This is a genomic window from Roseisalinus antarcticus (genome assembly GCF_900172355.1).
In the GTDB taxonomy this organism is placed as follows: domain Bacteria; phylum Pseudomonadota; class Alphaproteobacteria; order Rhodobacterales; family Rhodobacteraceae; genus Oceanicola; species Oceanicola antarcticus_A.
In genome coordinates this window covers 363,955-376,937 of the sequence record NZ_FWFZ01000001.1, presented here as the reverse complement: position 1 = coordinate 376,937, position 12,983 = coordinate 363,955, and the positions used below count along the sequence as shown (strand labels likewise).

At 67.1% G+C, this 12,983-nt stretch carries 13 protein-coding genes and 1 tRNA gene; 6 read left to right on the top strand and 8 right to left on the bottom strand.

Annotation, left to right across the window (positions count from 1 at the left end):
* Nucleotides 1-9 precede the first annotated feature (9 nt).
* The gene (locus tag ROA7023_RS01775) at nt 10-681 is read right to left on the bottom strand and encodes a hypothetical protein (RefSeq protein WP_085877270.1); all 672 of its coding nucleotides are present in this window, start codon (nt 679-681) and stop codon (nt 10-12) included.
* Nucleotides 682-880: 199 nt separating this feature from the next.
* Here ROA7023_RS01775 and ROA7023_RS01770 point away from each other — a divergent pair, with 199 nt between their 5' ends.
* Nucleotides 881-1,621 carry an SDR family oxidoreductase gene (locus ROA7023_RS01770; protein ID WP_085877269.1) on the top strand — a complete coding sequence of 247 codons (741 nt, stop codon included), beginning with the start codon at nt 881-883 and terminating at the stop codon, nt 1,619-1,621.
* Nucleotides 1,622-1,732: 111 nt separating this feature from the next.
* Here ROA7023_RS01770 and ROA7023_RS01765 read toward each other — a convergent pair whose 3' ends face one another.
* From ROA7023_RS01765 to ROA7023_RS01740, 6 genes are all read right to left on the bottom strand, one after another.
* The gene (locus ROA7023_RS01765; RefSeq protein ID WP_085877268.1) at nt 1,733-2,668 is read right to left on the bottom strand and encodes a sugar ABC transporter substrate-binding protein; all 936 of its coding nucleotides are present in this window, start codon (nt 2,666-2,668) and stop codon (nt 1,733-1,735) included.
* A gap of 27 nt (nt 2,669-2,695) precedes the next feature.
* Nucleotides 2,696-3,580, bottom strand: a complete 885-nt coding sequence (locus ROA7023_RS01760; protein WP_200812441.1) for an ABC transporter permease — start codon at nt 3,578-3,580, stop codon at nt 2,696-2,698.
* 77 nt (nt 3,581-3,657) lie between these two features.
* The gene (locus tag ROA7023_RS01755; protein WP_200812440.1) at nt 3,658-4,542 is read right to left on the bottom strand and encodes an ABC transporter permease; all 885 of its coding nucleotides are present in this window, start codon (nt 4,540-4,542) and stop codon (nt 3,658-3,660) included.
* A gap of 119 nt (nt 4,543-4,661) precedes the next feature.
* Nucleotides 4,662-6,173: a sugar ABC transporter ATP-binding protein gene (locus ROA7023_RS01750; RefSeq protein WP_085877437.1), complete on the bottom strand. Its 1,512-nt coding sequence runs from the start codon at nt 6,171-6,173 to the stop codon at nt 4,662-4,664.
* A 120-nt stretch (nt 6,174-6,293) separates the two neighbouring features.
* Nucleotides 6,294-7,148 carry an amidohydrolase family protein gene (locus ROA7023_RS01745; RefSeq protein WP_085877266.1) on the bottom strand — a complete coding sequence of 285 codons (855 nt, stop codon included), beginning with the start codon at nt 7,146-7,148 and terminating at the stop codon, nt 6,294-6,296.
* A gap of 87 nt (nt 7,149-7,235) precedes the next feature.
* Nucleotides 7,236-7,982, bottom strand: coding sequence for an SDR family NAD(P)-dependent oxidoreductase (locus tag ROA7023_RS01740; RefSeq protein WP_085877265.1), 747 nt, complete (start codon nt 7,980-7,982; stop codon nt 7,236-7,238).
* A gap of 187 nt (nt 7,983-8,169) precedes the next feature.
* On the opposite strand from ROA7023_RS01740, the gene ROA7023_RS01735 reads away from it, so the two are divergent.
* Nucleotides 8,170-8,910, top strand: a complete 741-nt coding sequence (locus tag ROA7023_RS01735) for a GntR family transcriptional regulator (protein ID WP_200812439.1) — start codon at nt 8,170-8,172, stop codon at nt 8,908-8,910.
* Nucleotides 8,911-8,953: 43 nt separating this feature from the next.
* Nucleotides 8,954-9,961 carry an aldo/keto reductase gene (locus ROA7023_RS01730; protein ID WP_085877264.1) on the top strand — a complete coding sequence of 336 codons (1,008 nt, stop codon included), beginning with the start codon at nt 8,954-8,956 and terminating at the stop codon, nt 9,959-9,961.
* A gap of 15 nt (nt 9,962-9,976) precedes the next feature.
* Here ROA7023_RS01730 and ROA7023_RS01725 read toward each other — a convergent pair whose 3' ends face one another.
* A complete protein-coding gene (locus ROA7023_RS01725) occupies nt 9,977-11,485 on the bottom strand; it encodes a UxaA family hydrolase (protein WP_085877263.1) in 1,509 nt (502 codons plus the stop codon).
* A gap of 262 nt (nt 11,486-11,747) precedes the next feature.
* On the opposite strand from ROA7023_RS01725, the gene ROA7023_RS01720 reads away from it, so the two are divergent.
* The 3 genes from ROA7023_RS01720 to ROA7023_RS01710 all read left to right on the top strand — a co-directional run bounded on the left by ROA7023_RS01720 (nt 11,748) and on the right by ROA7023_RS01710 (nt 12,982).
* On the top strand, nt 11,748-12,179 hold the full coding sequence (locus tag ROA7023_RS01720; RefSeq protein WP_085877262.1) for an HU family DNA-binding protein: 432 nt from the start codon (nt 11,748-11,750) through the stop codon (nt 12,177-12,179).
* Between the two features lie 20 nt (nt 12,180-12,199).
* Nucleotides 12,200-12,274 (top strand) — tRNA-Val (locus ROA7023_RS01715).
* 84 nt (nt 12,275-12,358) lie between these two features.
* Nucleotides 12,359-12,982: a histidine phosphatase family protein gene (locus tag ROA7023_RS01710; RefSeq protein ID WP_085877261.1), complete on the top strand. Its 624-nt coding sequence runs from the start codon at nt 12,359-12,361 to the stop codon at nt 12,980-12,982.
* Nucleotide 12,983: the final 1 nt, after the last annotated feature.

Below are 12,983 nucleotides of genomic sequence, written 5' to 3'. Positions count from 1 at the left end.
GGTGGGGGCTCAGACGAGCGCCGCCGACAGCCGCGCATGGGCCGAGACGCCCCGCGCATCAAGCGCCACGTCGCGCAGAAAGACGTTCTGGGCGGAATTGATCGTGTGCAGCCTGCGCTCGTCCAGTGGCGGCTGGAACAGCGTATCGCGCAGGATCTGCCGCTCCTCCGGGGCGAGGTCCAGCACCTCGGGCCCGTCTTCGGATTGCACCGAGACATAGGTCAGGGGCGGGAAGGGGCGCAGCTCCGATTGTTCGACCACAAGGTGCAGCTGTCCCGCCTTCAGGCCGCGCCCGGCGGCGATCCGGGTCAGGGCCTGCCGCGCCTGCACCTGCAACAGGTCGAGGCCGCGCTCGGCCTCGGCCGCGTCGATCAGCCCGGCGCGCCGTTTCTCGGGCACCCGCAGCAGGCGCATCTCGACCAGCCACAGGATCACCAGCATCAAGAGCGGCGCCTGCGACAGGGGCAGCGCGGTGCCGTTCCAGATCAGCGCGATCACGATGAGGGGCAGGAGCGCGGTGGAATAGCGCAGGGTCTGGAACTCCGCCAGGATCCGCAGGAACAGCCCGGCACCTATCTTTCCCTTCGGCCAGACCGTCACGCGGCCGAAGAACTTGCGCGGCAATTGCCGGACCTTGAGGATCGTCGGGTTGCGCACGGTATCGCGGGTCAGGATCAGCATGGGGCGGGCCTCGGGGCGTCAGGAGGCTTTGATATAGCGCGTTCCGACGCGACAGACAGGCCCGCGTCCCGGCCCGCTACCGACGTCGCCCCGGCAAAAAATCCGCCGGGACGGGGGGAGAGAGCGCCAAGGTCCCTGCCGCTCTGGCACGAATGGCTGTAGAGGGAAGGAAATGAAGCCTAAGAGGAGAAGGGTTAAGATGGGACGTCTCGAAGGGAAGACCGCGCTGGTGACGGCGGCGGGTCAGGGGATCGGCAAGGCCAGCGCATTGGCCATGGCCCGCGAGGGCGCGTCGGTGATCGCGACCGACATCAACATGGAGACGCTGGGCACGCTCGACGGGACCGATGAGATCACGACCCGGCACCTCGACGTGCGCGACCCTGACAGCATAGCCTCGGCGGTGGCTGACGTCCCCGGGGTGGATGTCCTGTTCAACTGCGCGGGCTTCGTGGCCCATGGCTCCATCCTCGATTGCGACGAGGAGGACTGGGCGTTCAACATCGACCTGAACATGACCGCCATGTACCGGATGTGCCGGGCATTCCTGCCGGGGATGATCGTGGGCGGCGGCGGCTCGATCATCAACATGTCTTCGGTGGTCTCGTCGGTGATCGCCGCGCCCAACCGCTTCGTCTATGGCGCGACCAAGGCCGGCGTGATCGGCATGACCAAGGCCATCGCCGCCGATTTCATCACGCAGGGCGTGCGCTGCAACGCGATTTGCCCCGGGACCGTCGAAAGCCCGAGCCTTGAGCAGCGCCTGACCGCCACCGGCGATTACGAGGCGGCCCGCGCGGCCTTCATCGCCCGGCAGGCGATGGGTCGGATCGGCAAGGCCGAAGAGATCGCGGCCCTGGTCGTATACCTCGCCGGCGACGAGTCGAGCTACACCACCGGCGTGGCCCATGTGATCGACGGCGCCTGGTCCAACGTGTGACCCGCCCCGGGGCTGCCCTCGGGCGGGCCCCAAGACAGGACTCTGAAACCCAGCGTACCGCGGCCCCTTGCGGGAGGCCGCGGCACCTTGGTCCTGCGGGTCGGGCCTGCCTCAGAAGGCGGGTTCGACCATATCCACGTTCTCGCTCGTCACGACGGTCAGCGGGATCGGCAGCCGGGCCTCGACCTCGTTGCCCGCAAGGATCTCGGCCATGGTGTTGATCGCGAGCAGACCGTCCTCGATGGGCGATTGCACGATGGTCGAATACATCTCGCCGGAGCGGATCGACTCGAACGCGTCCTTCTGACCGTTGATGCCGACGATGGGCGGCATCGGCGTGTCGGGCTTGGCCTCGAGCCATGCGTCGATGAAGCCGCGGGCCATGGTGTCGTCATTGGCATAGACGCCGGTGATCTCGTCGCCGAAGCGGGTGATCAGGTCGCGGCTGGCGACCAGCGCCTTCTGCTGGTCGAAATCGGCGTTGACGGTGTCCAGCACTTCGATCCCGCTGCCGATTTCCGCTAGACGATCAACAAAGCCGCCGACGCGACCGATTGTGGTCCCGTTCCCGGCCTGACCCGCGATGATTACGATGGACCCTGCACCGCCCATGGCGTCGTTCAGGGAATCCGCGGCCATTTCGCCCTCTTCATAGACGTCGGGGCCGGTGAACGAGACGATGAACTGGTCGGCCTCTTCGTTCATTGGGGAATTGATCAGGATCGTCGGAATATCGGCGGCCTGCGCCCGCGCAAGACCGGGGATATAGGCCTGCGGATCAAGGGGCCACAGGATGATCCCGTCAACACCGCGTGCGATGCAGGTGCTCATCTGCTCGATGCCGGTCTGGACGTCGAAATTCTGGCTGAGGCTGAGAATCTCAAGCCCCAATTCAGCCGCGCGGCCATCGATTGCCTCGTTTGCGGGGGTGACATAGGCATGCGCATCCGCAGCGGTGACATAGCACACTGTCTGCGCCTGTGCCCAGCCAGCCGTGAGCATGAGCGCGGCCGTGCCTGCGCCGAACATTGTCTTCTTAAAAGCCATCGTTTCCTCCTGATTTAATGGCAAGCGTCACTCAGCGGCGGTCACCGCGGAATTGGTTCGTCTGTTGGTGGGAACAGTCCGGTCGAAGAGAACGAGAAGGATCAGGATAAGTCCTGCGACCACCCGCTGGACGTAGGCGGGCACCGATTGAAACTCCATCGCCGTGGTCAACGCCGCAATCGTCAGCACGCCGCCAAGCGTTCCCAGCGCCGATCCGCGACCGCCCTCGATCCGTGTGCCGCCCACGACGACGGCGGCAATCACGGCCACAGTCATTTCCGATCCAAACACCGGCGATCCCGTATTTGCCGCAAGGCTTTGCAAGACGCCCGCAACTCCTGCCATGGCGCTGGCAAAGACAAACCCCAGGAACGCGATCCTGTCCGCCGAGATGCCACTGGCCTCGGCCGCCACGGGGTTTGATCCCACTGCAAAAAGGTTGCGACCGGACACGGTGCGGCTAAGCCAGATATGCAGCAACAGGATCGAAAACAGAAAAAGTGCACTGCGCAAGGTGAACAGGTCGAAATAGATCTGCGCCAGCCTGACCGAGAACATGATGTCGGTCCCGGCCATGGGCTGGCTGTCGGTCAGCCAATGCGCGATGGACCGGAAGATGAGCATGGTGGCAAGGGTTGCGACAAGGGAATTAACCTTGAAGACCACAGACAGCAGCCCGTTGAACGCGCCGCAGGCCGCCCCCGCCAGAACGCCGACAACCGCTGCGGGCCAGAGGCCAAGTGCCGGTTGCAGCATGATCGCGACAATGCCCGACAACGCGAACACCGATCCGACCGACAAATCGATCTTGCCCGCGATCAGCAGTACTGTCAGCCCGATCGCCACAAGCCCGACAGTCGACCCGCGATCAAACCCCAGGCTGAAAGTCGTCAGGCTGACAAAGCCCGGCACCCAGACCGCCGATATGGCAAGTGTGAGGCCCAGCACGATGCCGACCCGGTACTTTTGAAGGAAGATCAGAAATTCCATCACGCAACGCTCCGGCGGCGCAGCGCCACGTCCAGCGCCACGGCGACCGCGATCAGCAGGCCGAGCACGAAGCCCTGGACCGGTGTGCGCACGCCCTGCAGCACCATGATATTGGTCAGGAACTGCACGAAGATCAGCGCCGCGATGGCCCGCGGGATCGAGCCCGCGCCGCCCATGATCGACACGCCGCCCACCACGACCGCGGTGATCGCGCTGAACTCATATCCGGTGCCAATCAGGGGCCGCGCACTTTGCAGCGTCAGGCCCAGCAGGCCGCCGCTGAGGCCTGCGCAAAGCCCTGTCATGACGAAGGCCCCGGCCTTGATCGCCCGCACCGGAACCGCGCTGGCCTCGGCCGCGCTGTAATTGCCGCCCGTGGCGAAGGTCCAGCGCCCGAGATAGGTGTGCGACAGGATGAAATGGCCGACACAGGCGATGGCGGCGAAGATCAGGACCACGACCGGGATGCCGAACACACGGGACTTGACCAGCTCCGCCGTGGCGGGATCGGTGCCGTAGACGATGACGCCACCCACCAGGGATTCAACGATGCCGAGCACGATCGTGCCCACGCCGAGCGTCGCGATGATCGGGTTGATGCCGATATAGCCAACCAAAAGCCCGCTGATCAACCCGCAGCCCCCCGCCAGTGCCACCGCGACCAGGAAGGCCGGCACCGGCCCGATGGCCGGTTGCAGGGCAAGCGACAGGATCGCGCCGCAGGCGATGGTGGCCGGCACCGAGAGGTCGGCAAGCCCGCCCACCACCAGCACGAAGGTCATGCCGACCACGACGATGCCCACGATGGCCATCGAGGTGAAGACATTGACGAAATTGCCGGTGGTCAGAAAGACCGGGCTGGACAGGGTACCATAGACCAGCACCGCGAGAATCGCGAGCGCGAGCCCCCCGCGCGACTACAACGCCACCAGCCGGTTGCCGCGGTCGAAGCGGGCGTTGGGGGCGTTCTGCTCCACGCCCGGGGCGGTGAGAGAGCTGTCGTTCATGCGATGAGGTCCACCGTGTCTTCGCCGGTGGCATGGGCCATGATGAGTTCCTCCGTCAGGTCGGCGCGGTCGATGGGCGGCGAGGCGCGGCCGTCGCGCATGACGATCACGCGGTCGCAGACGCCCATGACCTCGGGCATCTCGGACGAGATCATGACGACCGCCATGCCGCCGGCGACAAGCTCGCCGATGATGCGGTGGATCTCGGCCTTGGCGCCCACGTCGACGCCGCGCGTCGGCTCGTCGAGGATCAGGACCGCCGGGTTGGCCGAGAGCCACTTGGCGATCACCGCCTTCTGCTGGTTGCCGCCCGACAGCAGGCTGACCTTGCGCTCGGGGTCCGAGGGCATGATCGACAGCTCGCGGGCATAGCGGCGGGCCAGGGCCCGGTCCGCCTTCATGCTGATCCGGCCCAGCCGGGACATGCCCTGCAGCACCGGCAGGCTGACGTTCTCGCGCACGACCATCTCGGGGATGATTCCGTCGCCCTTCCGGTCCTCGGGCACATAGGCGATGCCGGCCCGGATCGCGGCGGCGGGCGACGCGATCCGCACCTCGGTTCCGCCGATTTCGAGCGTGCCGAAGGGCAGGGGGGCCAGGCCGAAGATCGCGCGGGCGACCTCGGTCCGGCCCGCGCCGACGAGGCCGGTCAGGCCGAGGATCTCGCCGGCCCGCACCTCGAAGCTGATGTCGTGGAACGTGGCCCCGTCGCCGAGCCCCGTGGCGCGCAGGACGGGCGCACCGATGGTGGAGGCGATCTTGGGAAAGATGTTGGTCACGTCCCGACCGACCATAAGCTGGATCATCTTGGCCGGGGTGATGCCGTCGGCGGGGCGGGTCTCGATCATGGCGCCGTCGCGCAGGATGGTGACGTCGTCGGCGATCTCCAGCACCTCCTTCAGGCGGTGGCTGATGTAGATGATCGCGATACCTGCGTCCTTCATGCGCCGCAGGATGCGCAACAGCGCCGCGGTCTCGTGGTCGCTGAGGCTGGAGGTCGGCTCGTCCAGCACGATGATGCGCGGGTCCGCCGAATAGGCCTTGGCGATCTCCACCAGCTGCTGCTGGCTGATCGTCAGGTCGCCGACCCGCGCCGCCGGGTCGATGGAGGCGCCGATCTCGGTCAGGACGGCGGCGGTGTCGCGCACCATGGCCGCCTTGTCGACGAACATCGAGCGGCGCGGCATCCGCCCCAGGTAGATGTTCTCGGCCACGGTCAGGTCGGGCACGAGGTTGACTTCCTGGTGGACCATGCGGACACCGTGACGCTGGGCGTCGGCGGGCTTGCGCAGGCGCACTTCGACACCGTTGATCTCGGTCGTGCCGCTGGTGGGCAGATGCACGCCACCGAGGATCTTCATCAGCGTGGACTTGCCCGCGCCGTTCTCGCCGACGATGGCGTGGACGCGGCCGTAATCGACCGAGAAATTCACGTCGGACAGGGCTTTGACACCGGGAAAGGTCTTGGTGATGCCCGTCATCCGAAGGGCGCAAACCGCAGCCGTCATCATCCCCTCCCGTCGTGTTCGCGCACTGGCCATCTTGGGCTCGGCGGCTCTTTGAATGTATTGTTACGCTAATATAACAGTCATGACAACAAAACTCTGGCCCCCGATCGGGGGATTTTGTCAGGGCTGGAGGCGATAGAACCGGGCGGCGGTCCGGCCGAAGACATCCGCCTGCGCCTGGGCATCCAGGCGGGGGGCCAGGACCCTGCGCAGCGCCTCGATGGTCTCGGCATAGCTGCCGGCCAGCAGGCAGACCGGCCAGTCGCTGCCGAACATCAGCCGCCCGGGGCCGAAGCAGGCAAGGGCGGTGTCGACGAAGGGCGCGAGGTCGTCGGCGGTCCAGCTGGCATGGTCGGCCTCGGTGATCATGCCGGACAGCTTGCAATGGACCTGCGGGAAATCGGCGAGGCGGCGCAGATCGTCCGCCCAGCCCGTGATGTCGCCGGAGGCGATGGGCGGCTTGGACAGATGGTCGACGACCGCGCGAAGCCTCGGCACCTGCGACAAGGCGCGGGCGACATGGGGCAGGTGGCGCGGAAAGGTGAGGATGTCGAAGGTCGCCCCCCGCTCGGCCATCGCCGCGAGGCTGGCCAGGACCGCCGGCCGCAGGATGTAGGCGTCGTCGGCAAGGTCCTGCAGCATTGGCCGCAGCCCGAGAAACTTCGGCCGCGCCATCAGCGCGTCGAGCTTGGCCTCGAACCCGGGATCCTCCATGTCGAGCCAGCCGACCACGCCCGCGACCGTCTCGGTCCGCGCGGCGAGCTCCAGCAGGAAGGCGGTCTCGGCCTCGGTCTCGGCGGCCTGGACGACGACCGTCCGGTCGACGCCGGCCCGCGCCAGCAGGGGGGCCATGTCGTCGGGCAGGTGGTCGCGATAGAGCGGCGGGCCCATTTCATGCGACATCCAGTGATAGTCGCCGCGCGACACCCGCCAGAAATGGTGATGGGCGTCGATGACCGGCGCGGGCGCAGTCATGCCGCGCCCCCCGCGACGCACGGCCCGCGCCCGACGGCGCCGGGCCACTGGACAGGGGGCGGGGGCGGCACGATGCGCATCCGGGCGCTAGTAGGTGGCGCGGCCGCCGGACAGGTCGAAGACAGCCCCGGTGGTAAAGCTGTTCTCGCGCGAGACGAGCCAGGCCACCATGTTCGCGGCCTCCTCGACCTCGAGGAAACGGTTGCGCGGGATCTTCGAGAGCATGTAGTCGATATGCTCCTGCTTCATCTGGTCGAAGATCGGGGTCCGCGCCGCGGCCGGCGTCACGCAGTTGACCGCGATGGGATAGCCCGACAGTTCCTTGCCCAGCGACTTGGTCAGGCCGATCACCCCGGCCTTGGACGCGGAATAGGCGGAGGCCTTCGGATTGCCCTCCTTGCCGGCGATCGAGGCGACGTTGACGATCCGCCCGTAGCCCTGCGCCTTCATCGACGGAACCACGGCACGGTTGACGTAGAAGGTGCCATTGAGGTTGATGTCTATCACGCGCCGCCAGTCGTCGAGGCCGTAGTCGCAGAGCTCTGCGTTCGGCCCGGCGATCCCGGCGGAGTTGACGAGAATGGAGACGGGTCCGGATGCGGCTTCGGTCTTGGCATGGGCGTCCTGCACGGCCGCGGCGTCGGTGATGTCGACGACCAGCCCCTGCGCGTCGCTGCCAAGTGCCGCGGTCGCCTTGGCCAGCTGGTCGGGGTTGCTGTCCCAGAGGCAGACCTTGGCGCCGGAGGCGAGTATGCGCTGCGCGAAGGCCAGGCCCAGACCCTGGGCGCCGCCGGTGACGACGGCCGTTTCGTTGACAAGATCTATGGTGTTCATGCGGACCTCCCTCGTGAAACCTGTCAGGGTGCCATTCGACCCCTGACAGGACTGCCGGCATGTGGCATGTTACATTAATATTATGCAACATCAAAAAATGCGTTATCGTTTTGCCGAGGCCGTTGCATCTGTCTTTTCGGGCGACATCGTGCGGCATCGCGAGGGAACGGCCGGGAGGGGCGCGGACATGGCATCGAGGAGCACGGCCAGAGGGGTCAATGACCGGTTCGTCGAGTTTCTCGAGAACGGCCGCCTCAATCGCGGCATGCCCCTGCGCGATCAGGTCTACACGCTGGTCCGGAAGGCTATCGTCACCGGGCTGGTGGCCCCCGGCACCGCGATCAACGAGGTCGATATCGCTGCCCGGCTGGGCATTTCGCGCACGCCCGTGCGCGAGGCCGTGAAGCGGGTCAGCGACGAGGGGCTGGTCGAGGTCTTTGCCCAGAACGGCACATTCGTCGCCGACATCAGCCGCAGCCAGGTGGAACAGGCCTATATCATCCGGATCGCGCTGGAGCTTGAAAGCATCCGCCGCGCCGCCCACGTCATCACCACCGAGCAGGTCCAGAACCTCGAGGACATCATCCACGCCCAGGAGGTCGCCGTCACCCGCGAGCGGTTCGACGAAGCCATCGCCCGCGACGACGATTTCCACCGCGGCATCGCCGAGGTCAACGGGCTCGACATGGTCTGGAAGGTGGTCGACGTCTCCAAGGCGCAGATGGATCGCTGTCGCCTGCTGTCGCTGCCCTCGCCCGGGGCGGGGCTGGAGACGATCCGCCAGCACCGCGCCATCCTCGAGGCGCTGGTGCGGCACGACGAGGCGGCCTCGATGGCGGCGCTGCGCGATCACCTGGAAACCTCGATGAGCAACACCTTCGTCTATCTGGATTCGAAACTGGCCGAACGGCCGGACACCGCGGAGTGACGGCCGCGCGAGCGGGCCGACAGCAGCAAGGGAGCACGGCGCAATGGACATCAGCGAGACACGGCCCATCGGCACCACCGGCCTGGAGGTCACGGCGTTCGGGCTGGGCTGCGCCTCGTTCGGCGGGCTTTACGCGCCGCTGGCCGAGGAGGACATATTCGGGCTTCTGGCCGCGGCCTGGGACGGCGGGGTGCGCTACTTCGACGTGGCGCCGATGTACGGGCTGGGCCGGGCCGAGCACCTGCTTGGCCATTTCCTGCGTGAACGGATCCCCGCCGATGCGCACCTGACCCTCAGCACCAAGGCCGGCCGGCTGATGTCGCGCGCCCGGCCCGGGCGCGAGCTGCCGCCGGAGCCGCCGAAGAACCCGTTCGACGCGGGCTGGGGCAACGGGCTGAACTTCCGCGAGGTCTTCGACTACAGCTACGACGGGATCATGCGCAGCTTCGACGACAGCCAGCAGCGCCTCGGCCGGCCCGAGATCGACATCGTCTATGTCCACGACATCGGGCCGGTCACCCACGGCCCGCGCCACGATGTGCACTGGCGCGACCTGACCTCGGGCGGGTTTCGGGCGCTGGAGGACCTGCGCGCCGCCGGGCTGATCAAGGGCTTCGGCCTCGGCGTGAACGAGACCGGCATCATCGCCGACGCCATGAACGAGGCCGATCTGGATTGCTGCCTGCTGGCCGGCCGCTATTCGCTGCTGGACCAGGAGGCGGCGCCGCTGCTGGACAAGGCACGGGGGGCGGGTGTCTCGATGATCCTGGGCGGGGTGTTCAATTCGGGCATCCTCGCCGGCGGCCCGCTGAAGTTCAATTACGTCGATGCCCCCGACGAGATCGTCGCGCGGGTCGAGGCGCTGTCCGCGCTCTGCGCCGGGTTCGACGTGCCGCTGGGGGCCGCGGCGATCCAGTATCCGATGCGCCACGCGGGCGTCACCTCGGTGCTGGTGGGGGCCCGGACGGCCCGGGATGTCACCACCAACCTCGACTGGTTCCGGCGCGATATCCCCGACGCGCTCTGGTCGGCGCTGGACGCGGCCGGCTGAGCGCGGGCTCGCCGCCTACATCGTCGCGCCGATCGACCAGGGCACGAATTCGCTGTCGCCATAGCCCAGCACTTCGGACTTGGTGCGTTCGCCCGAGGCGACCCGCAGGATCGCCTCGAAGATCTCGGCGCCCTTGTCGCGCAGCGAGACACCGTCGAGGATGTCGCCGCAGTTGAGGTCCATGTCCTCGTTCATCTTCTCGAAGATGTAGGAGTTCGACGCCAGCTTGATCGACGGCGTGGGCTTGCAGCCGAAGGCCGATCCGCGCCCGGTGGTGAAACACAGCACATTGGCCCCGCCCGCCACCTGGCCCGTGGCCGAGACCGGGTCATAGCCGGGGGTGTCCATGAACACGAGGCCCCGTGCCGTGACCGGATCGGCATAGTTGAACACGCCTGCCAGGTTGGTCGAGCCGCCCTTGGCCGCGGCGCCCAGGGATTTCTCCAGGATCGTGGTCAGCCCGCCGGCCTTGTTGCCGGGGGAGGGGTTGTTGTTCATCTCCATGTCGTGGCGGGCGGTATAGGCCTCCCACCAGCGGATGCGCTCGGCCAGTTTCTCGCCCACCTCGGTGCTGACCGCGCGGCGCATCAGAAGGTGCTCGGCGCCGTAGATCTCGGGCGTCTCCGACAGGATCGCGGTGCCGCCCTCGGCCACCAGCATGTCCACCGCCACGCCGAGCGCCGGGTTCGAGGTGATGCCGGAATAGCCGTCGGAGCCGCCGCATTGCAGCGCCAGCATCAGCTCGGAGGCGGGCGCCGTGGTGCGGCTGGCGGCATTGACCGCGTCCAGCATCTCGTGGATCGCCTTGACCCCGGCCTCGACCGTCTTGCGGGTGCCGCCGACCTCCTGGATGGTCAGGGTGCGGAAGGTCTCGTCCTCCTGCACGCCGTATGATTTCATCCAGCCGGGGATCTGGAACACCTCGCAGCCGAGGCCGACCATCAGCACGCCGCCGACATTGGGATTCGTGGCAAACCCCCACTGGGTCCGGCGCAGCGTCTCGTAGGCCTCGCCCTTGGTGTCGAGGCCGCAGCCCGTGCCGTGGACCAGCGAGATCACCCCGTCGATATTGGGGTAGGCGTCGAGGACACCGGACCGGTTGACCTCGTCCGCGATGAACCGCGACGCGGTGGCCGAGCAGTTCACCGAGGTCAGCACCGCGATGTAATTGCGCGTGCCGAACCGGCCGCTGGCGCGGCGAAAGCCCTGGAACGTCCGCCGGTCCGCGGCGTCGGTGTAGCGGGTCTCGGTCGCGTCGATGCCGAAAACATAGGCCCGGTCGAACTCCTGCACATGCACATTGTGCTCGTGCACCCATTGGCCCGGGGCGATGTCCTGCCGCGCGAAGCCGATCACCTGGCCGTATTTCAACACCGGCGCACCCTTGGCGATCGGCTTGACGGCGGCCTTGTGCCCGCGGGCGATGCGTTCGGTTATGGTCACACCTTCGGCCACGTCGTCCGGCCGAAGCGAATCCACCGCCAGAACGATATTGTCGGTGTCGGTAAGTCTGATTGTGCGCACCGCGGGGTCCTTGTCTGAAAGAGGTCTGACGCGGGCAGGTGCGTGGTCGGACCGCCAGCGACTCCAGAAATGATACTAATATAACAGTTCAGATCCGTCAAGATGGCCAACACCCCGGCAGGCAGGCCCCCGTGCCCGTGCGGATCGGCATCAGGACGGATCATCCTGGCGCCCCCGGATCGACGCCGCATCCCGGATCGACTAGCCTGTTTCCCGAGAGGGCGCGCGAGCGCCCCGAAGCCCCTCGAAGAAAGGCAATCGAATGGCCGCGCACAGCAGCACGACATCCACGACGGCGAAGGCAGGCCCCACGACATCCGAGGCCGACACGGCCAGCCAGGCGGAGGCCGCCCCGGCGATCAGCACGACCGTGGTGACCGAAACCGCGGTGGTCAAGGGGCCGGACCTCAAGAAGAAGGACTTCATCGACCGGGTCGTTGAGCGCTCGGGCGGCAAGAAGAAGGACGTCAAGCCCGCCGTCGAGGCCGCTCTGGCGATTCTCGGAGAGGCCATCGCCGCGGGCGAGGAACTGGTCCTGCCGCCCCTGGGAAAGCTCAAGGTGAACCGCGAGAAGGACCTGTCGAACGCCAAGGTCTACATCTGCAAACTGCGCCGTTCGAAGACGATGACCGAGCCCGGAAACGATCCGGAGGGCGACGATCCGACAGACCCTCTTGCAGATGCGGCAGAGTAGCTCTAAAGACCCATTCCGACGGGTGATTAGCTCAGTGGTAGAGCGCTTCGTTCACATCGAAGATGTCAGGGGTTCAAATCCCTTATCACCCACCATTTCCCCTCCGGATGTCGCCAGGCCGATCCCGCTGCGTCGGCCCGGTCCGCGATGATTGCCCGAACCACCCGGAATCGCCGATCATGCACGCCTTTCCCGAGCTCTACGTCCTGCGCCACGGCGAAACCGAATGGAACCGCGAGGGCCGCTGGCAGGGTGCGCAGGATTCGCCCCTGACGGCGCGGGGACGGGCCCAGGCCGAGGCCATGGGGATGGCGCTTGCGTCGCTCGGCGTCGGTCCGGACACCCATGACCTGCGCCATTCGCTTCAGGGACGGGCCCGGGACACGGCGCTTGCGGTGTCGCGGGCGACGGGCCTCGGGATGATCGCCGACGACCGCCTGCGCGAAATCGGCGTCGGGGCCTGGTCCGGCCTGCTGCGCAGCGAGATCGCCCGGGATTGGCCCGCCCCCGATCCCCATGAGCATTTTCTGGAGACCTATGCCCGCGCCCCGGGCGGAGAGCCGTTCGACGCGCTGTGGGCGCGGGCTGTCACCTTGCTGGGCGCCCTCTCGCGTCCGACGGTCCTGGTGACCCACGGGATCACCTCGCGCTTTATTCGGACGGCGGCGCTTGGCCTCGGCATGGACCGGCTGGACGAGGTGCCGGGCGGTCAGGGGGTGATATTCCGGCTGGCCGAGGGCGGGCAGGAGATGCTCGATCCGGCCGGCCTTGCCCCGCTTGCGAAGGGCGCGTCATCGGGCTAAA

Bases quoted from the DNA above. Each gene is read 5' to 3' on its own strand.
- ROA7023_RS01735 (WP_200812439.1), top strand. From the start codon at position 8,170: ATGGCATCGAGGAGCACGGCCAGAGGGGTCAATGACCGGTTCGTCGAG.
- ROA7023_RS01745 (WP_085877266.1), bottom strand. From the start codon at position 7,148: ATGACTGCGCCCGCGCCGGTCATCGACGCCCATCACCATTTCTGGCGG.
- ROA7023_RS01720 (WP_085877262.1), top strand. From the start codon at position 11,748: ATGGCCGCGCACAGCAGCACGACATCCACGACGGCGAAGGCAGGCCCC.
- ROA7023_RS01750 (WP_085877437.1), bottom strand. From the start codon at position 6,173: ATGACGGCTGCGGTTTGCGCCCTTCGGATGACGGGCATCACCAAGACC.
- ROA7023_RS01740 (WP_085877265.1), bottom strand. From the start codon at position 7,982: ATGAACACCATAGATCTTGTCAACGAAACGGCCGTCGTCACCGGCGGC.
- ROA7023_RS01730 (WP_085877264.1), top strand. From the start codon at position 8,954: ATGGACATCAGCGAGACACGGCCCATCGGCACCACCGGCCTGGAGGTC.
- ROA7023_RS01710 (WP_085877261.1), top strand. From the start codon at position 12,359: ATGCACGCCTTTCCCGAGCTCTACGTCCTGCGCCACGGCGAAACCGAA.
- ROA7023_RS01775 (WP_085877270.1), bottom strand. From the start codon at position 681: ATGCTGATCCTGACCCGCGATACCGTGCGCAACCCGACGATCCTCAAG.
- ROA7023_RS01770 (WP_085877269.1), top strand. From the start codon at position 881: ATGGGACGTCTCGAAGGGAAGACCGCGCTGGTGACGGCGGCGGGTCAG.
- ROA7023_RS01765 (WP_085877268.1), bottom strand. From the start codon at position 2,668: ATGGCTTTTAAGAAGACAATGTTCGGCGCAGGCACGGCCGCGCTCATG.